At 38.5% G+C, this 20199-nt stretch carries 13 protein-coding genes; 11 read left to right on the forward strand and 2 right to left on the reverse strand.

What is annotated here, in order from left to right; translation table 11 throughout:
• Positions 1 to 4 precede the first annotated feature (4 nt).
• From mutY to NRE15_RS13390, 5 genes are all read left to right on the forward strand, one after another.
• Complete coding sequence (mutY, locus tag NRE15_RS13370) at positions 5 to 1234, forward strand: A/G-specific adenine glycosylase (protein WP_313793362.1); 1230 nt, start codon at positions 5 to 7, stop codon at positions 1232 to 1234.
• A complete protein-coding gene (locus NRE15_RS13375; protein WP_313793363.1) occupies positions 1231 to 2973 on the forward strand; it encodes an ABC transporter ATP-binding protein in 1743 nt (580 codons plus the stop codon). The genes mutY and NRE15_RS13375 overlap by 4 nt, the downstream gene beginning before the upstream one ends.
• Positions 2966 to 4723, forward strand: coding sequence for an ABC transporter ATP-binding protein (locus NRE15_RS13380; protein WP_390887153.1), 1758 nt, complete (start codon positions 2966 to 2968; stop codon positions 4721 to 4723). Before NRE15_RS13375 ends, NRE15_RS13380 begins: the two co-directional genes overlap by 8 nt.
• 25 nt (positions 4724 to 4748) lie before the next feature.
• Positions 4749 to 5819 carry a M42 family metallopeptidase gene (locus NRE15_RS13385; protein WP_313793364.1) on the forward strand — a complete coding sequence of 357 codons (1071 nt, stop codon included), beginning with the start codon at positions 4749 to 4751 and terminating at the stop codon, positions 5817 to 5819.
• A 908-nt stretch (positions 5820 to 6727) separates the two neighbouring features.
• On the forward strand, positions 6728 to 7870 hold the full coding sequence (locus NRE15_RS13390; protein ID WP_313793365.1) for a hypothetical protein: 1143 nt from the start codon (positions 6728 to 6730) through the stop codon (positions 7868 to 7870).
• Positions 7871 to 7954: 84 nt separating this feature from the next.
• Here NRE15_RS13390 and NRE15_RS13395 read toward each other — a convergent pair whose 3' ends face one another.
• Positions 7955 to 8761, reverse strand: coding sequence for a MurR/RpiR family transcriptional regulator (locus NRE15_RS13395; RefSeq protein ID WP_313793366.1), 807 nt, complete (start codon positions 8759 to 8761; stop codon positions 7955 to 7957).
• Between the two features lie 157 nt (positions 8762 to 8918).
• On the opposite strand from NRE15_RS13395, the gene NRE15_RS13400 reads away from it, so the two are divergent.
• The 6 genes from NRE15_RS13400 to glmS all read left to right on the forward strand — a co-directional run bounded on the left by NRE15_RS13400 (position 8919) and on the right by glmS (position 19666).
• Entirely contained in the window at positions 8919 to 10367 is a 1449-nt protein-coding gene (locus tag NRE15_RS13400) for a glycoside hydrolase family 1 protein (RefSeq protein WP_313793367.1), read from the forward strand.
• Positions 10368 to 11843 carry a glycoside hydrolase family 1 protein gene (locus NRE15_RS13405; RefSeq protein WP_313793368.1) on the forward strand — a complete coding sequence of 492 codons (1476 nt, stop codon included), beginning with the start codon at positions 10368 to 10370 and terminating at the stop codon, positions 11841 to 11843.
• 152 nt (positions 11844 to 11995) lie between these two features.
• Positions 11996 to 13834 carry a beta-glucoside-specific PTS transporter subunit IIABC gene (locus tag NRE15_RS13410; RefSeq protein ID WP_313793369.1) on the forward strand — a complete coding sequence of 613 codons (1839 nt, stop codon included), beginning with the start codon at positions 11996 to 11998 and terminating at the stop codon, positions 13832 to 13834.
• A gap of 1050 nt (positions 13835 to 14884) precedes the next feature.
• Positions 14885 to 15436, forward strand: coding sequence for a nucleoside tri-diphosphate phosphatase (gene ntdP, locus NRE15_RS13415; RefSeq protein WP_313793370.1), 552 nt, complete (start codon positions 14885 to 14887; stop codon positions 15434 to 15436).
• 107 nt (positions 15437 to 15543) lie between these two features.
• Positions 15544 to 17493: a type I pullulanase gene (gene pulA / locus NRE15_RS13420; protein WP_313793371.1), complete on the forward strand. Its 1950-nt coding sequence runs from the start codon at positions 15544 to 15546 to the stop codon at positions 17491 to 17493.
• A gap of 367 nt (positions 17494 to 17860) precedes the next feature.
• Positions 17861 to 19666: a glutamine--fructose-6-phosphate transaminase (isomerizing) gene (gene glmS, locus NRE15_RS13425; protein WP_313793372.1), complete on the forward strand. Its 1806-nt coding sequence runs from the start codon at positions 17861 to 17863 to the stop codon at positions 19664 to 19666.
• Between the two features lie 77 nt (positions 19667 to 19743).
• On the opposite strand, the gene NRE15_RS13430 is transcribed toward glmS, so the two are convergent.
• Positions 19744 to 20112, reverse strand: coding sequence for a YbaN family protein (locus NRE15_RS13430; RefSeq protein WP_313793373.1), 369 nt, complete (start codon positions 20110 to 20112; stop codon positions 19744 to 19746).
• Between the last annotated feature and the right edge of the window lie 87 nt (positions 20113 to 20199).

The raw sequence follows: 20199 nt of genomic DNA on the forward strand, positions 1-20199 counted from the left end.
AGGGTTGAAAGACATTGTAAGGGACACTTTAAATAAATATCACTGGGACAAACAAAAAATACATGATTTTAGAAAGGTTTTATTGGACTGGTACGATGAAAATCGGCGCGATCTGCCTTGGCGACAAACTAAAAACCCGTATTTTATTTGGGTCAGTGAGATTATGCTTCAACAAACACAAGTTCAAACGGTCATTCCATATTATCTACGTTTCATTGACACTTTACCGACGATTGAAGCTTTAGCTAAGGTAGATAAAGAGGCTTTGTACTTATTGTGGCAAGGATTAGGCTATTATTCGCGGGTTAACAATATGCAAACGGCCGCCCAACAAATCATGGCGAACTTTGATGGACAATTACCAGCGGATTACGATCAACTCCTCAGCTTAAAAGGGATTGGGTCCTATACAGCAGCGGCTATCGCCAGTATTGCCTTTGATATTCCTAAGGCGGCGGTTGATGGAAATCTGATGCGCATAACCGCTCGACTGTTTGAATTAGATTTGGATATTAGTCAGGCTAGCTCGAAAAAAGTGTTTGAAGGTCTATTAAATACCTTAATTGATCCGCATCGACCAGGAGATTTTAATCAAGCCTTGATGGACTTGGGTGCGACAATTATGACGCCGAGTAATCCTACCCCTGAATTAAGTCCCTTAAAAGCTTTCGATGCGTCGTATCAAAATGGTACAGCCCATTTGTATCCAGTTAAGAAAAAGAAAGTGAAACAAAGCCATCATTATTTCTTAGCCTATTATGTGCAAGATGATAGCGGGCGGGCTTTGATGAGGCAGCATTCACAACAAGAATTGTTGAGTCGTTTATGGCATTTTCCGATGATTGAAGTGAGTCAACTTAATGAAGGACTGACGAAAGATGAGCTTTTACAGCCTTTGTATGAGTGGCTAACGACGACGGCATCAAATATATTAGAAGAAACAGGGCATAGCGCTAGTAATACCCCAGCAATAAAAGATAAACTTGAAATTAGACCAACGGATAATGAACGGTATTTATTTGATCAATTTCCAATGGTGAAGCATGTATTTAGTCACCGGGTTTGGCATGTTCAAATCATTCCCGTGCGCTTACATCAAGTAGCCTTACCTTTAGAATTAACTGATCAGATTAAATGGGTAACCGCTAAAGATGTGGACCAGCTGGCGGTTTCTAGTTTACAAGAAAAATTAATGCAACATATTTTGGATTACATGGGTGAGGGTGAAGGATGAAACGCTTATTGAAATATTTTAATGGTTATAAACTACCAAGCTTTTTAGGACCAATTTTTAAATTAATCGAGGCATTATTAGAACTATTAGTGCCATCAGTGGTAGCAATAGTTATTGATGAGGCGATTCCTTCGGGTGATCAGCGGAACGTGATACAATATATTGTTTTCATGTTTGCGATTGCCTTCATTGGCTTGCTATTTTCTATTAGCGCACAATATTTCTCAGCGAAAGCAGCCATTGGTTTTACCGAAAATTTAAATCATGATTTATTTGAGAAAATTATGTATTTATCCAAAGAATCTGTCGATGAAATATCCACGGCCAGTTTGGTTACGCGCAATACGAGTGATACTTATCAAATTCAAACGGGCTTAAATACTTTTTTTCGTCTGTTTTTGAGGTCGCCCTTTATTGTCGCGGGTTCATTAGTGATGGCGATGCGGATTGATTTGAGGATGACAGGGTATTTTCTAGGTATGATTATCGTTTTGTTTTTGATTATTGCGTTAATCACTTATTTATCAGCTCCTTTATATACTAAGGCTAGAAAAACGCTAGACCGTCTCGTAACCATCGCCACTGAACAAATTCAAGGCGTGCGTGTGATTCGTGCGTTTAGGCAGGATGAAAGAGAGTTCAATCAATATAAAGAGGTAAACAATCAACTAACCGACGATCAAATTAAAGTAGGGTTTATCAGTGTTTTAACGAATCCGCTCACTTATTTGGTGGTTAATGTTACTTTGATTTTAGTGATTTGGCAAGGCGGTAATTTTATCTTTGCCGGAACCTTATCGCAAGGCCAACTCGTTGCTTTAGTGAATTATTTATTAGCGATTTTGGTTGAATTGGTAAAATTAACGATGGTTGTTATGGTTTTAAACCGTTCATACGTCAGTGCTCAAAGAGTGGTTGAGGTTTTAGAAATTGCTGATGAGGAGCAATCTTTTGATAATATCAAACCTGAAAAGACGGCGTTGAATGATTTAACTCAAATCGTTTTTGAAGATGTCCAATTTACTTATCCTAAAGGTCGTCGGCCCGTACTTGATGGTTTATCCTTTAGTATTAATCAAGGTGATTTAATTGGGATTATTGGGGGGACCGGAGCAGGTAAATCAGCTATAATTCAATTGTTAACAAAAACCTATGATGCTAGTGATGGCATTATTTGGTTTAATGAAAATAGCTTAGATACCCGCAGTCGCAACCAGTTAAGAAATGAAATTAGTATTGTGCCGCAAAAAGCGAACCTTTTTAAGGGAACGATACGTTCCAATTTGTTGGTCGGCAACCCTGAAGCTAGTGATGAGGAATTATGGCAGGCCTTGGATGTAGCTCAAGCCACGTCATTTGTTAAAGAAAAAGCGGGTGGCTTGGATGCCGTTGTCGAAGCCTTTGGACGTAATTTTTCAGGTGGGCAAAAGCAACGTTTGACCATCGCACGGGCTTTATTAAAACCCGCGTCCATCTTGATCTTTGATGATTCAACATCTGCCTTAGACTTTTTAACGGAAAATCAATTTCGTTCAGCCTTGAAACAACATTATGCGCATTTAACGATTTTAATGATTTCCCAACGGACACGCAGTATTGAAAATGCGGATAATATTTTAGTTTTGGATGCGGGTAAACAACTTGGGTTTGGTAAACATGAAGAACTCCTTCAAACCGTTGAAGTTTATCAAGAAATTCATTCGTCGCAACAAGTCAAGGAGGTTACGAATCATGGCTAAAACGTCTTCCAATTCAGTTAAAACAATGAAACGCGTTTTTGGTTTGTTGTGGGATCAAAAGCTATTATTTATTTTGTCGATTGTGGGTACGATTGCTCAAGTGGCCTTAACCATTTACTTGCCGATTTTAATTGGTTTAGCGATTGACCAAACGATATCAGTCAATCAAGTTGATTTTGATGCCTTAAAAAATGTCTTGTTTCAAATCGGCGTGGTCATTGCTTTAAATGTTTTTCTACAATGGATTAACCCCCTCATGTATAACCAGATGACTTATAAAGCCGTCGGTTATTTAAGAGAAAAAACCATGGAACAAGTCCATAAATTACCTCTAAGTTATTTGGATCAACAATCAACCGGTGATTTAGTGAGTCGGATTTCAACGGATGCTGAACAGCTAGCTGACGGGATTATAATGATTATTAATCAGCTTTTTGCCGGTGTTTTAACGATATTTATTACGATTTTTACAATGGGTCAAATTGATCTGTTTATGATGGTTATCGTCGTTAGTTTAACACCTATCTCACTCTTTTTTGCCCGCTTTATAGCCAAGCGGAGTTATCGTTATTTCCAAAAACAAACGCAATATCGCGGTTTACATACACAATTGATTGAAGAATATGTACAACAAAATGAAGTCGTGCGGTTATTTAATTATCAATCCGAAGTGATCGAGCAATTCGACCCTTTAAATCATCAATATGCCGAATATTCGCAAAAGGCTATCTTTTATTCATCGACGATTAATCCAACCACACGGTTCATTAATGCTTTAATTTATGCGGCTCTAACCTTTTTTGGTGCGATTCGTATCATGCAAGGCACTTTTACGGTAGGTGCTTTGACGACCTTTTTAAATTATGCCAATCAATATACCAAACCTTTTAATGAAATATCTAACGTTTTGGCAGAGTTGCAAAGTGCGATTGCTTGTGCGGAACGCTTGTATGAATTAATCGATCGTGAGCCGGAAAGCGAAACCGGCCATCGTATTTTGAGAGTAGAAGATGTTGAAGGGAAAGTGGCCTTTAACCGCGCCTATTTCTCTTATCATCCTGATCAAAAACTGATTGAAAATCTGACCTTATCTGTGCCAAGTGGCCAAAAGGTAGCGATAGTAGGTCCGACAGGTGCCGGAAAATCCACGTTAATCAACCTTTTGATGCGCTTTTATGATTTAAATCAAGGGCAAATTTTATTAGATAACCAACCGATTACCGATTACACACGTGAATCGGTTCGCGCCCAATTTGGCATGGTGCTGCAAGAAACCTGGTTAAAAACAGCCACCATTCATGATAATATTGCTTTTGGCCACCCTCAAGCGACGCGTGAACAAGTCATCCATGCGGCGCAGGCGGCGCGAGCAGATCATTTTATCCAGCAATTACCTGACGGATATGATACCTTTTTAGCCGATGCCGGAGCTTCCTTGTCACAAGGCCAGCGCCAATTGCTGACCATCGCACGGATTTTTGTAGAAGTACCGCATCTTTTAATTTTAGATGAAGCCACTTCATCCATTGATACGCGGACAGAAATCCTGATTCAAGAGGCTTTCCAAACCTTGATGGAAGGCCGCACCAGTTTCATTATTGCCCACCGCTTATCGACCATCCAGCAATCCGATATCATCTTAGTGATGAATAACGGCCAAATAGTCGAACAAGGCAATCACGATAGTCTCATGCGAATGAAAGGTCTGTATTACGATATGCAAACCTCAACCATTCCCGCTAACGACTAAATATCACTGCATTTATATAAGGAGAATGATAATGAACAAAAATTATGTCCTAACAGAAAAATCTAAAGAACGTCTAATAAATATCGCTGCCCTAACCACTATTGCCTCACCGACAGGCTATACACAAACCATTATTGCAGTCATTCAACAACAACTTGAAAAGCTTGGCGTTCCTGTCAACTATACCCCTAAGGGTGGTTTGCTAATTACCTTGGAAGGTAAGGATGATAATCGCCAACGTTTTGTAACAGCCCACGTTGATACACTGGGTGCCATCGTGCGAGCGATAAAGCCCGACGGTCGAATTAAAATCGATTTAATCGGAGGCTTTGCTTATAATTCGATCGAAGGTGCCTATTGTCAAGTCCACTCAGCCGTATCCGACAATGTCTTTTCAGGTACTATCCTAATGCATCAAACCAGTGTGCATGTCTATAAAGATGCACACACGGCAGAACGCAACCAAGCGAATATGGAAATTCGTTTAGATGAGTTGGTTGAGTCAGAGGCGGATGTACGTGCCCTAGGAATCGAAGTAGGCGATTTTGTGAGTTTTGATCCTAAGGTAGAAATAACTGATACTGGCTATATTAAATCACGTCATTTAGATGATAAGGTCAGCGTCGCTTTGTTGCTTGAAATCATTGAAGCAGTATCTAAAAACGAGCTACTTTTGAGTCATACGACGCATTTTTATATATCAACCAATGAAGAAATTGGATATGGCGGAAATTCAAATATCGCAAGCAGCGTTGTTGAATATTTAGCCGTTGATATGGGAGCTTTAGGGGATGACCAACAATCAGATGAATACACCGTATCCATTTGTGTCAAAGATGGTAGCGGACCCTACCATTTAGGCTTGCGGAATCAACTCGTTAAATTATGCCAAACAAGTAATATCCCATATAAATTAGATATTTATCCTTATTACGGTAGCGATGCTTCAGCCGCTATGAAAGCAGGCGCCGATGTCCGCCATGGTTTGTTAGGAGCCGGAATTGATGCCAGCCATGCTTTCGAACGGACCCATGCCCAATCAGTTGATGCAACCTATGATTTATTAGCCGCCTACTTACAGTCAGAAATGATTTAATCGAATGTTGTGAGCAACCATTCGCCTCTAGGCTTTTTCCCAGGATTCCAGGCAGATTGTTCTACGAGGAAAGTGAAGAACAGGATTTCTATATTTAATTATTAGTCATCTCGGCTAATACACCTTCAAATGAATAAAAGGCGGAAATGAATTTTGATTCATTTCCGCCTAAGTTTGTTTGCTTACAAATGTCTGAACTTAAAATACGATTAATTACTTTATACTTAGTGATAAGTAACTTTTTTGCCAAAAGTTAGCTTCGAATGGTGAACGAAGTAAGAAAGTTAGCTTCGAATGGGGAATGGAGTAAGAAAGTTAGCTCCGAATAGGAAACGAACTATAAAAATGTAGTTCGTTCACTCAACGAACTACAAAAATGTAGTTCGTTTCACCGACGAACTATAAAAATGTAGTTCGTTCACTCGACGAACTATAAAAATGTAGTTCGTTCACTCGACGAACTATAAAAATGTAGTTCGTTTCACCGACGAACTATAAAAATGTAGTTCGTTCACTCAACGAACTATAAAAATGTAGTTCGTTAAAGCAACGAAGTACAAAATGGCATTCGAAAAGACAGTTAACTGAAGATGAAGTTAGCAGTGAGGAACGCTCAGAGTAAGAAAGTCCGATATTTCTCCGTCATTAAGTTTCCCCCATGACATTAAACCACAACCCTCTCTTTTTTATGTAAATTCATTAACTTTCTCACAAAGCAAGAAAATCAGCCATCAATCAAAAGTAACTATACACTCCAAACCACCCAACAACTGTTAGCAAAACCTTAATAAATCAAGCCTCCATAAAGGCTAATAGTCATAATATTGTATTTTAGTTTTATGATTAGTTATAATAGGGCTAGGCATTTCATTATATGAAGTGCAATCAATTAAAAAGGAGAGTTAAGAATGAAGAAATTTCTCAAAATTGCAGTTGCAGGTCTACTAGCATCTCAGTTGTCCTTGACGTCGACCGCTATTTTAGCTCAAGAAAGTTCGTCTGAAGACTCTAGTGATGTAGAAGAAGTGCTATCTGAAGATTCTGTTTCTGAAGAAGACGAGGTTCAATTGGATAGTACGAGCTCTACGACTGATACAATTAATACTTTACTGACTGAAGCATCTGGCACACCAGCCTTATTGCAAGCTAAAGAGTATTATATTGAGTTTCTTAATCAATTCCAGATAGGTGATTTATACTATGGGTATGATTTAGGGCCAACAATGGCGGAAATTACTGAAAATTTTGATGGTGGCGTAGAACCACAAGCATACGAAATATCAGATTATGAAATGATTTTAGAGTATGTTTATAACGGCGAAGAAATTGAAGAAGACATCAGTCAAGCTCTATTAGAAAATGAAGAAGTAGAATCGACTGAGGAGTCTGAAGAAGCGACCGAGGAAACTACCGTGGTAACTGAAGAACCTGAAGAAAAATTAGCGACATTGTATGTCTATTTCTATGAAGATGAAGCTATTTTAGCTGGTTTAGTCAGTAACTATCATGATGTGGACTATGAAACATTTATGGATCAAAACCGTGTCGTTGAATTACTAGAATCCAATGCGTCTGTTGATGAATTAGCCGCTGAAACACCAGTCTTTACGGGACATGCATTCATGTTCCACAATGAAGTACCTGTTGAAATTTTTGCAACATTTAGTGGTACTAGCATGGATGATGCGCTAATTGAGTTCTTTATTTTTGAAGATGAACAAATTGTGCAGGTGTATGATGAACCGTTAGCAGCAGGTGGTCTTGGCATTGACTACTTAATGTATTATAAGTTATCCGCTTATGCTGAAGGCTATACTAATGAAGAAGCACGTATTCCAACGGAAGATGAGGCAGAAAGTGTTGAAGAAGTCGAAGAATCAACGGAAGAATCGACTGAAACGGTTGATGATGGCTCACAATCAGAAGAATCAACCCCTGATGATTCGACCTCCGATGAGTCAACGCCTGATGATTCAACTTCTGATGAATCCGACTCAACGGATCCATTACCCGAAGACCCTGAATCGGAAGAATCAGCTTCAGAGGAATAAAAATTTACTATTTAATCTCAACTAAATTAAACCCTGGTTTAAATGCTAACTAAAGCATCTAAACTAGGGTTTTTTTGGCGTTATTTATTTTGTTTTCATTAGTTTGATGCGATAACGGGAAATGATTAAATCCATAATGATTTGATAAAGAATAAAGTGCGTTTGGATGCCCTTGCTAGTCGGATAAATAATGGCATCATCCACATGAGGTAAGTCTAAAACCGTGGGGTCTGATGTAATCACAAATAATTTAGCTTTCATTTTTGAAAAGAAATTTTTGGTGGGTTTCCCTTCGGTAACTTGTTGATGTCTCACAAAATTTCCGGAATTAGAGAAAACAATAATCAAAGTATCTTCGTTTGCTTGACGAATAAAGGCTTCCTGTTTATCTAAGTCTTGAAAAGTGAAGACAAATTTACGATTATAGGCTAATTTATACTGGAAATCAATGGAAGCTGATTCAGAAAATATCAGGCCAAAGACACCCACTTTATTATAAGCAATTAAATCATCGGCCAAGCGATCAATAGCAATGATATCAATGGTATCTTGGAGTAAATCAATGGATTGTTTAATCGTTTGAAAATAATCCATGTAGTTGTGCTGATCCAATTCCTGTACAATATTAGTCAGATAGTTGTAGTGGTTGTTGTATCGATCGGTAATAAAACCAGCATTATCCTTTAAATGCAAATAATCATCAAAACCAATTTGTCGCGCAAATTTGGATAAAGTCGATTTAGAAACTTTGGCTAAATCAGCCATTTCTCCAATACTATATAATTCAATTAAATCATAATGTTGCAAAAAAATACTGGCAATATGATATAAGGTTGAGTCTAAGGGTTGCGTATTTATGATGGTTAATAAGCGAATAATCAAAATGCCCATAATTAAGGGTACCTCCAGATATTTATTTGGTTTCTAAAACGCGAACTATGTCCAAAAGCGGGGGTGCTTGTTATATACTAACATCAGATGGAAGTGTGTTGTTAGTTTTAAGCAAATGTATTTGTTTGCGTGGGAGTCAAAAACAAGGAGGAAAATAATGTATCAATCAAATTTCCCAGAAAATTTTTTGTGGGGTGGTGCAATCGCTGCCAATCAAGCAGAGGGTGCTTACCTAGAGGATGGTAAAGGCATGAGTATTGCTGATGCGTTACCGATGGGTAAAGACCGTGTTTATCATTTTAGTCTCGAGCTAGATCCCGAAAAGCATTATCCTAATCATGAAGGCATCGACTTCTATCACCGTTATGAAGAAGATATCGCACTTATGGCAGAACTTGGTTTGAAATGTTTCAGAACATCCATTGCTTGGACGCGTATTTTCCCTAAAGGTGATGAACTTGAACCGAATGAAGCGGGTCTTCAATTTTATGATCGTTTGTTTGCTCTATTAAAATCTTATAACATTGAACCTATAATTACAATATCACACTTTGAAACCCCTTTGTATTTAGTTAAGGAATATGGGGGATGGAAAAATCGTCAATTGATTGATTTTTATGAACGCTATGCCAAAGTTGTCTTTGAGCGTTATAAAGACCAAGTTACCTATTGGATGACATTTAATGAAATTAACCATGCCCATACGTTACCACTGATTGCAGCCGGAGTTGATATTTCACAAGCAAAAGATGAAACTGAAAAATTAAATATCATCTATCAAGCCAGCCACAACATGTTTGTTGCTAGTGCTAAAGCGGTGATTGCGGGTAAAAAAATTAATCCTGATTTCCAAATTGGGTGTATGTTATCCTTGAGCCCGATTTATCCTGCTTCCACTAATCCAGAGGATGTCTTTGAATCTTACCAATTACGTCGTCGTTCGTTATTTTATAGCGATGTTCAACTTAGAGGCGAGTATCCTGGGTATTTTAATCGCATCGTGAAAGAAAATGATATTTATTTAGATATTCAGCCAGGGGATTTGGAAACTATTAAGGAAGGCACGTGTGATTATTTAGGTTTTAGTTATTACCGCAGTTCTCTGCATCGTGCGGGTACTAAGATTTTAGGTAATACAGGGGGTTTAATTGGGGAGAAAAACCCTTACCTTAAAGAAACAGCGTGGGGTTGGCCGATTGACCCATTAGGCTTTAGATATGTATGTAATGAACTAACGGACCGTTATCAAAAACCTCTATTTGTTGTTGAAAACGGCATTGGATTATTTGATCAAGCCGATGAGGTTGGCGAATTTAATGATCCAGATAGAATGGAATATTTAAAGGAACACGTAATGGCAATGAACGAAGCGATTGAGGATGGTTGTGATATCATCGGTTACACCTGGTGGGGTCCGATTGATATTGTTTCTGCCGGTACAGGTGAAATGGATAAACGTTATGGTTTTGTGTATGTGGATCGTAACAATGATGGTGAAGGAACCTTAGAACGCAAGAAAAAAGCCAGTTTTGACTACTACAAACAAATCATTGAAACCAATGGGGCTAATCTCGATTATTCAAAATTTGTAAAGGAGAAAAAATAAATGACAACATCGAAAAATTATTTTCCTAAAGACTTCCTCTGGGGTGGCGCGACGGCGGCCAATCAAGTAGAAGGTGGCTCAAATGAAGGTGGTAAAGGCTTATCTTTATCAGATGTGTATATTTTTGATTCAAGTATGCCAAAAGAACGTTGGACAGACCAATGGCATATGATGACCCACAAGCAAGTTGAAGAAGCTCAAGACCCCAATAGTCCGCATTACTATCCTAAACGTAAAGGGACAGGCTTTTATTACCACTACAAAGAAGATATTAAACTGTTTGCTGAAATGGGCTTTAAAACGTACCGGATGTCTATTGCTTGGACACGGATTTTCCCTAAAGGCGATGAAGCAGAACCCAACGAAGCAGGCTTAGCTTTTTATGAAGCCGTTATTGATGAATTATTAAAATATGATATAGAACCCATTATTTCTTTATCACACTATGAAATGCCCTTACATTTAGCGACTGAATATGGGGGTTGGGTCAATCGTAAAGTGATTGATTTTTACTTGAACTTTGTGACAGCCATGTTTGAACGTTTACAAGGTAAAGTAAAATATTGGATTACTTTTAATGAGATTAATGCTGTCAAACACCATCCTTACACGAGTTTAGGGATTATTGAAGAAGGCCATCCTCATATTGAACAAGCTAAATATCAAGGCGCCCACCATCAATTTGTCGCTAGTGCCTTGGCGACGAAAAAAGCCCATGAATTAATGCCTGATTGCAAAGTAGGCTGTATGATTTCTTATCAATTACTTGTGCCCTATTCAGCACATCCAGATGACATTCAAAAAACAGTTGAAGCTCAACGCGAATCGTTATTCTTTACAGACGTTCAAGCGCGCGGCTACTATCCTGCCTATACAGAACGCATGTTTGAAAACAAAAATGTCAAAATTAAAGTGGAACGTGGCGACATAGAAATTCTACGCCAATATCCGGTTGATTTTGTCTCATTTTCTTACTATATGTCGAGTGCAATTAGTGCTCACCCTGAAACCCTTGAATCGGCGGTAGGCAATCTCATTACGGGTGGAATTGTTAATCCACATTTAGAATCAAGTGATTGGGGTTGGCAAATTGACCCTCAAGGACTAAGAACGGCCTTGAACCAGTTGTATGACCGCTATCAAAAACCTATTCTGGTTGCTGAAAATGGGCTAGGGGCAGTCGATGTCGTTGAAGCAGATGGCTCCATTCATGATCCTTACCGTATTGATTATTTAAAGAGACATTTACAACAAGTGAATGAAGCTCTGCACGATGGTGTTGACGTTTTTGGTTATACCGCTTGGGGATGTATTGATATTGTCAGTGCCTCAACCTCGCAAATGTCCAAACGTTACGGATTCATTTATGTTGACCAAGATGATGAAGGTAATGGCACGCAAAAACGCTCGAAAAAAGACTCCTTTGATTGGTACAAAGAAGTCATCGCTACAAACGGCGACACCTTACTAGACTAACTTTTTTAAGCTGTGGATAAATTCAATTTTATTCACAGCTTTTTTAATAAATATCGCTGAATGACTTGGTTTCTAATTTGCGAACTTTCCCATAATAGCCTTCTATCAGTTCTATAATGGAATTAATAAAGAAATAGATAGGAGCAAATAAAATGGCTGAAAAGTACAACCAACTAGCTGATCAAATTGTTGAATTAGTCGGCGGTAAAGAAAATGTTGTTAGCTTATATCACTGTATCACACGCTTACGATTTAAATTGAAGGACGAGTCAATTGCTGCGAAAAATGAAAACGAAATCAAGAAACTTAATGGTGTGCTTTCAGTCGCCCAAGCCAATAATCAATATCAAGTGATTATTGGCAATGAAGTCGATAAAGTATATGCAGCGATTGATCAAAAATATAAATTCCCTAACCCTGTATCAGCCGGAGAATCCGCAGGACAAAGTGAAGAAGCGGAAGAAAAAGGGAATATTGTTATTCGCTTCCTAAATACATTAACAGCGATATTTAATCCGATTATTATGCCTTTAGCTGGGGCGGGGATGATCAAAGCGCTGTTGGTTTTATTAACCACCTTTGATTTGATGAGTACCGAATCGGCGACTTACGGTATTTTGTCAGCCGCAGGGAATAGTGTGTTTTATTTCTTACCCTTATTCTTAGCAGTGAGTGCGGCACGCGTTTTTAAAGCCAATCCATTCATTTCATTAGCGATTGTAGCAGCACTAATGGAGCCAAACTTCACTAACTTAATTACGGAAACAGGGGTTCGAGTGTCATTCTTGGGCATTCCAACCGTCTTAATGAGTTATACGGGAACAGTTATTCCTTCAATTATTGCTATTTTCATTTATTCTTACTTGGAAAGATGGTTGAAAACTTGGATTCCTAAGAGTTTAGAAATTTTCTTATTACCGATGATTTCATTGTTAATTATGGTGCCATTAACGGTCATCGTTCTGGGACCAATTGGTGTTACGTTAGGTAATGGTTTAGGTGATGTGATTAATTTTATCTCAGCCCGCAGTGGGTTATTAGCTGGATTTATTATTGGTGGCTTCTGGTCTTTATTAGTTATGGTGGGCGTTCACTGGGGTGTTGTGCCAATCATGATCAACAATATTGCCACTTATGGTTATGACGTCATTCGTCCAATGATTGCTGCCGCAACCTTTGCGAGTGCTGGAGCTGCCTTAGGTGTCTACTTTAGAGCTAAAAAGCCTGAAACAAAATCATTAGCCCTTTCTTCAATGGTCCCTGCTTTATTGGGTGGTATTACGGAACCTATCGTTTATGGTATTTCGATTAAATACAAGAAACCACTCTATGCCCAAATTATTGGTGGGGGTATAGCCGGTGCTTTTATGGGAATGATGCAAACCAAGGCAATTGTCTATGTTTTCCCTGCCTTAACAACCTTGCCAGCCTTTGCTGGTGATACCTTTGTCTATTATATTATTGGAATTTCCATTGCCTTCTTCTTAACCGCAATCCTAACCTATATTTTTGGGATTGATGAAGACGAAGCTGAAGTCGTTGACGTAACGCCGACGGAGACATTGATAGATGAAAACCCAACAACGCTAATCGCACCCATGGCTGGTGAACTAATTTCGATTGAAGCCGTAGATGATCCAGTCTTTTCATCTAAAGCGATGGGTAATGGCTTTGCTGTAAAACCAACCGATGGCAAAGTGGTTGCCCCTATCACAGGTAAAGTCTCAGCCGTCTTTCCAACCAAACACGCGTTTGGGATTGTCTCAGATACCGGTATAGAAGTGTTAGTGCATATTGGCATTAACACCGTTGAATTAGATGGTAAAGGCTTCGATATCCGTATCCAGCCAGATGATTACGTCGATAAAGGTCAAGTTGTCGGTCAAGTCGATTTGAGCGTCCTCAAAGAAAACAACTACGACACCACCACCATGGTTGTTATCACCAATTCAAATGACAACCCCGACTACACCTTACCCCCAACCCCTTAAATAAATACCTCTGCTACAGCTGGACTAGAAAAAATCTAGTCCAGTTTTTTAGTCTAGTGAGAAGGCAACAATAGTGATTCTCTTCGATGAATCATCACAACTTGATATATTTGCAGAAAGCTCTAATAAAAAAGATTAATCAAGCTCCTACTAACCGAGCAATGACCCAAATAAAGCTAATCTGTCATCTGCGTAATGCGCAAAAGACAGAATAGAGCTATTCAGGACACCGCTAAAAGAATAATGGTCTGATTAAACATTAAGTAGAGAGTGACGGACCGTTTCCTATTTACGATAAGTGGAATATTCTAGGTAGGTTAGTTCCACTTAGGTCTACAAGTGGAATATTCCGGTTGAGTTGGTTCCACATAATCAGCCTTTTATCGCATTGATATATCGCAAGCAACAACCCGTCGTTGTAAGCGGATGTGAAAGGCAGCCGAATAAAGCTAATCGGTCATCAAACACCTGATTTTATGACCGATTAGCCTAATTTGTAGTTTATTTATGGTACACATTTCCCGCTTAGGTTCGCGCTCACAACAAACGCTTCAATATGTGTGCGCTCAGGTTCGCGCACACAACAAACTCACCAATATGTGTGCGCTCACGTAAGTGAGAAAGACGGTTCTTCATTTCCCACTTACGCTGCACCAGCACACGACAATTTCAATTTAATCTGTCTCGCGGTGGGTATGTGTATAGAATTCTTCATTTCCCACTTAAGCTAATCGGTCATCAAACACCTGATTTTATGACCGATTAGCCTTATTTGTAGTCTGATTTACGGTAATACGTTTTCCGCTTACCCCCAACCGCCAGAGAACAAGCTGAGAGGCGGATGGCAAAGAGAAACCTAAGCTTAATAAATTTTGATGAGCTCCCAAATTACTTAATCAGTGAATGGGATGTATATTGTTATCAATTACGAAAAAAAAATAAGAAAAATGTAGGAATTATAACAACCTTTCTTTCACTTATGTTATAATGCAAAAGGATAGATTTATGATGTAAATCATAAAATGAACGCAAACAGAAAGAGGATAAGTGATGAAGCAACCTAGAGAGGGTGAATTCATCACTATTAAAAGTTATAAACACGATGGGTCATTACATCGAACTTGGCGCGATAATATGGTGCTGAAAACAAGTGACCAATCAATTATTGGTTGTAATGATCATACTTTAGTAACTGAAGCAGATGGGCGAAGATGGGTAACAAGAGAAGTGGCGCTAATGTATTTTCATAAACATTTTTGGTTTAATGTTGTGGCTATGATACGTAAAAGAGGCGTGACTTACTATTGTAATCTAGCATCTCCTTATTTAATCGATAATGAAGCTTTAAAATATATTGATTATGATTTAGATATTAAAGTATTTCCTGATGGGGAAAAACGTTTACTCGATGTTGATGAATATGAAATTCATGGTAAAAAATACCATTATCCAGATGAAATAGACCCCATTCTAAAATATAATATTCAAGAACTTGTTCGATGGATAGATGAGAAAAAAGGGCCATTCGCTCCGGAGTTTGTTAATATTTGGTATGAACGCTATATACAATTGACTCATCGCAAAAAGCATAAACATAACTAGCAATAGTAATGAATTCACTGTTTGACGTCAAAACACAACTCTAATGAGTTGTGTTTTTTTTGTTTTACATGTAAAGTAGAAGTATTAAAAAATAGTGGGAGTTTGAAATGAAAAGATATACTCAACTGCCAATCAATCAGGACTCTAATCAAAAACAAATTAAAGAAGCACTCAGACTAATGACAAGGGATGCCGTCTTTGTAGCTCGAAATTATTATACAGGTGATTTGGGGGCTATTTATACACCCGAATTTACAGATTTTAAATTGTGGGCACCCACAGCTTCTCAAGTAGAGATTATGATTTATGATGGTTATTATGGTAGTTTAAAGAAAACAATGTTAATGCAGAAATCAGCTGACGATCGCATCTTTGAAAAACGCATCGAAGGCGATCAGCATGGTCTAACTTATCGGTATCGTTTAACGTTTATGGATTCAACCGTCAAAATGACAGTCGATCCATACGCCAAAGCGGTTACGGTAAATGGACATCGTTCAGTGGTAGTCGATTTGGCGCGGACAAACCCTGAAGGTTGGGGCGATCGGATGCCACCTTTTGAGAATAGTCAACAGGCAATTATTTATGAATTACATGTTCGTGACTTCTCAGTGGATGAAAATGGTGGAATGACTCATAAAGGCAAATTTTTAGCTTTTACGGAAAAGGGAACCAAAAACAAAGTAGGTTCGCCAACCGGAATGGAATATTTAAAAAAATTAGGGGTAACACATGTTGAATTTTTACCTCTATTTGACTATGCAACCGTGGATGAAACCGTGGAAGAACCCGTTGAGTACAATTGGGGATATGATCCACATAATTTTAATGCACCAGAAGGATCGTATTCGACGAATCCTTATGATCCATTTTTACGCATTAAAGAACTTAAGCAAATGATTCAAGCTTTGCATGATGCTGGCATTCGAGTCATTATGGATGTTGTTTATAACCATGTTTATGAAGTCGAACATCAAAGTTTCCATAAAACTGTCCCTGGATATTTTTATCGTTACGATGAAGCAGGGAAATTGTCCAATGGAACGGGTGTAGGGAATGATACCGCATCAGAACGTTATATGATGCGCAAATACATTTTAGATAGCGTAAAATATTGGGTCGAAGAATATCATATTGATGGTTTCCGCTTTGACTTAATGGGTATTCATGATATTACAACAATGAATGAAGTACGTAAGACACTGGATGAAATTGATCCTTCCATCCTGCTTTTTGGCGAGGGTTGGGATTTAGCTACCGCCCTAGATAGCGATGAAAAAGCATCGCATAACAACGCGAGCTTTATGCCTAGAATTGGTCAGTTTAATGATGGTCTCCGTGAAGCACTCAAAGGGAATGATTTTGATGCTAAAGCTAGAGGCTTTATTAATGGTGCTTGGTATATGGAACAAAAATTAGCCAAAAATTTTATGGCGGGTGTTGATTTTGGTAATTATCAAGATCCTAAACAATTGATACAATATGTTGAAGCGCACGACAACTATACACTATATGATCGTTTAGTAGCAGCAGATCCTAATCTGGATAAAGATTCGCTAATTAAACGACATGAACTAGCCACAACCATCGTCCTACTTTCGCAAGGCATTCCTTTTATCCATGCGGGCCAAGAATTTTTACGGACGAAACAAGGCGTGCGCGATAGTTATAATAGCCCTGATGAAATTAATCAAATTGATTGGATGCGTCAAGAAACGTATCGCCATTCAGTAGAATTGACTAGAAATTTAATTGCTTTAAGAAAATCAGAACCTTTATTCACACTCAATACTTACGATGAAATTAAAGAGTGTATGACACTCCTTAGAGCCGACTATCAGATTGTCGCCATCGAGTATAAACGTGATAATGAACGCTTGATTGTCGTTTTTAACGCACAGAACAACCGAGTCAATTATCCACTTGAAGAGGGAGAATATATCGTTAAGCTAATTGATGGGACCGTTCATCTTGATGATGGTACGGTCACCCCTGTGATTGATACGATTGCGATTGAACCTTATACCTCAATTGTCTTAAAACAATATTTAAATTAAGTATAAATAAAATTAATAATAAATTAATTGAAGCAATTAAGTGAGTGTTTTCAACGCTGATTTAATTGCTTTTTGCATTGTAATAGTGATATTTATTAGGGGAAGGGTCTTAAATGGTTTTGACAAATTGGAAAAAATAGTGTAATTTGTAAAGTGCTTTTAGAAAATTTAAGAAGGAGAAAAAAATGGATAGCGCCTGGCCTTATGAAAATAAGGTGACGAGGATTGGGCTTATCGAAAGATTCGGCGGATGGCTCAAGGTTGTGCAACCTTAAGAAAAGGGATAAAAATTATATGCAAATATAAAACAGAAACCTTTTCAGCACCTAGAAGCGACATTAAATACACGAAAAGAGGAATTGGATACATGTGTGGAATTGTCGGCATTATAGGAGATAAAAATGTACAAGAAGTATTAATTAATGGACTAGAACGATTAGAATATAGAGGTTATGATTCAGCAGGTATTTTCTTGTTAAATCATGAAGAAGATAACTTTCAATTGACCAAGGAAGTCGGTCGCATCGAGGCGTTAAAAGCCAAAGTAGACTTTACTTTTCCAGCTGAAGTCGGAATTGGGCATACCCGTTGGGCGACCCATGGACCAGCTACCTTAGACAATGCGCATCCGCATACATCACCCAATGGGCGTTTCGTATTGGTGCATAATGGGGTTATTGAAAATTATAATGAATTACGCCAAGCCTATTTAGAAAATACCCCAATCCAATCCAATACGGATACGGAAATAGTCGTAGCACTCATCGAAAATTTTGTTGAAAATGACCACTTAAGCACGCAAGATGCCTTTCAAAAGGCCCTATCCTTAATCGAAGGGTCCTATGCTTTTGGCTTGATTGACAAAGAAAATTCGGATGTCTTATATGCTGCAAAAAATAAAAGTCCTTTGTTAGTCGGAAAAGGGGATGGCTTTAATGCGATTACGTCCGATGCCATGGCTACAATTGATTTGACGCATGAGTACATTGAAATTAAGGATAAAGAAATAATCGTCTTAAAAGAAGATGCTGTCACGATTACTAATTTGCAAGGGGAATCCGTTCAGCGTGATCCCTACGTGGCTGAATTAGATCCAAGTGATCTAGGCAAAGGGGCTTATCCTTACTACATGATTAAGGAAATTGACGAGCAACCAGCGGTATTGCGTCGCTTAATTCAAACCTATCAAGACCAAAACGGCCAATTTGTCGTTGACGACAATTTAAAAGCGGCGCTTCAAAACAGCGACCGTCTGTATATTGTTGCCTGTGGAACCTCTTACCATGCCGGTTGGGTAGGTAAAAACCTTTTTGAAAAACAAATAAATATCCCTACTGAAATTCACCTGGCAAGCGAATTCGCCTATAATCCACCTTTAATGAGTGAAAAACCTTTCTTTATTTTTCTTTCACAAAGTGGGGAAACCGCTGATAGTCGCCAAGCCTTAGTTTTAGTCAATCAGCTAGGTCATCCATCCCTAACAATAACCAATGTTAAAGGTTCGACCTTATCACGGGAAGCAACATACACTTTGTTGTTACATGCTGGACCCGAAATTGCTGTAGCCTCAACCAAAGCTTATACGGCTCAAATTACGGTGATGGCCATCCTTGCAGCAGCGGTTGGTCAAACCCAACAGCACGGTTTAGATTTAGCCCACGAATTAAGTATCGCGGCCACCAATATGGAGACCATTTTAGCTGAAAAAGATCAAATTAAGGCTTGGGTGGATGAAAACTTACTCGAAACCCCTAATGCTTTTTACATTGGTCGCTTTCTAGATTACTATGTCTCAATGGAAGCCGCTCTAAAGCTCAAAGAAATCTCTTATATTCAAACTGAAGCCTTTGCTTCGGGTGAATTAAAACACGGGACAATTGCTCTGATTGAAGAAGGTACCCCGGTTATTGCGATTATTAGCCAGGCCAAGGTGGATAAACATACCCGCGGGAATTTGGAAGAAGTGAAAGCTCGTGGAGCGAAAACCTGTGTCATTGCCACTCAAGACTTTGCCCAGCCAGGGGATCAATTTGTTTTACCAAAAACGCACGCCCTGTTAACGCCATTGGTGATTGCGGTCATGGTTCAGTTGATTGCTTACTATACCTCACTAGGTAAAGGTTTGGATGTTGACAAACCACGTAACCTAGCCAAATCCGTTACCGTCGAATAAATATCACTGCCAATCGATGAAACGAGCTCTAAACTGACATCCCACTTAATGTCAGTTTAGAGCTCGTTTTTTTGTACTTAACTTTCTGTGCGATCCGGAATTTTAAAGAATAAAAACAAACCAAAAATAATTCCGCAAATAGCAATGAAAATTCTAACAGCATCTATCGGAACAATTAACATCGATAGAAGCATAATTGCATAGGTGGTTATTAAAATACGCCATTTTTTGTTACGCGGAATCGATCGATCTTTTTCATAATCACCCACATAGTACTGATACAATTTAGTCCCTTTTAGCCAATGATTAAAACGATCAGATGATTGCATAAAAGCCCAACCAGATAATAATAGAAAGGGCGTTGTCGGTAACACCGGAATAATAGCACCAATAGCTCCTAAACCAAAAGATACAAAACCAATTGTTAATAAGATAATTTTTTTCATGGTAACTCCTAAACTAATAAATTCTCATTAATAGTATAACAGTTTTTGCAATAGCTGCGCATGCTTTTTGAATGCCAAAATAAATAG

This window comes from Fundicoccus culcitae, assembly GCF_024661895.1.
Lineage (GTDB): Bacteria > Bacillota > Bacilli > Lactobacillales > Aerococcaceae > Fundicoccus_A > Fundicoccus_A culcitae.

Excerpts from the sequence above, each read along its gene's own strand:
- NRE15_RS13395 (WP_313793366.1), bottom strand. The coding sequence starts at position 8,761 with ATGGGCATTTTGATTATTCGCTTATTAACCATCATAAATACGCAACCC.
- NRE15_RS13430 (WP_313793373.1), bottom strand. The coding sequence starts at position 20,112 with ATGAAAAAAATTATCTTATTAACAATTGGTTTTGTATCTTTTGGTTTA.
- NRE15_RS13410 (WP_313793369.1), top strand. The coding sequence starts at position 11,996 with ATGGCTGAAAAGTACAACCAACTAGCTGATCAAATTGTTGAATTAGTC.
- NRE15_RS13385 (WP_313793364.1), top strand. The coding sequence starts at position 4,749 with ATGATAATGAACAAAAATTATGTCCTAACAGAAAAATCTAAAGAACGT.
- NRE15_RS13405 (WP_313793368.1), top strand. The coding sequence starts at position 10,368 with ATGACAACATCGAAAAATTATTTTCCTAAAGACTTCCTCTGGGGTGGC.
- NRE15_RS13390 (WP_313793365.1), top strand. The coding sequence starts at position 6,728 with ATGAAGAAATTTCTCAAAATTGCAGTTGCAGGTCTACTAGCATCTCAG.
- pulA (WP_313793371.1), top strand. The coding sequence starts at position 15,544 with ATGAAAAGATATACTCAACTGCCAATCAATCAGGACTCTAATCAAAAA.
- ntdP (WP_313793370.1), top strand. The coding sequence starts at position 14,885 with ATGAAGCAACCTAGAGAGGGTGAATTCATCACTATTAAAAGTTATAAA.
- NRE15_RS13375 (WP_313793363.1), top strand. The coding sequence starts at position 1,231 with ATGAAACGCTTATTGAAATATTTTAATGGTTATAAACTACCAAGCTTT.
- NRE15_RS13380 (WP_390887153.1), top strand. The coding sequence starts at position 2,966 with ATGGCTAAAACGTCTTCCAATTCAGTTAAAACAATGAAACGCGTTTTT.
- NRE15_RS13400 (WP_313793367.1), top strand. The coding sequence starts at position 8,919 with ATGTATCAATCAAATTTCCCAGAAAATTTTTTGTGGGGTGGTGCAATC.
- glmS (WP_313793372.1), top strand. The coding sequence starts at position 17,861 with ATGTGTGGAATTGTCGGCATTATAGGAGATAAAAATGTACAAGAAGTA.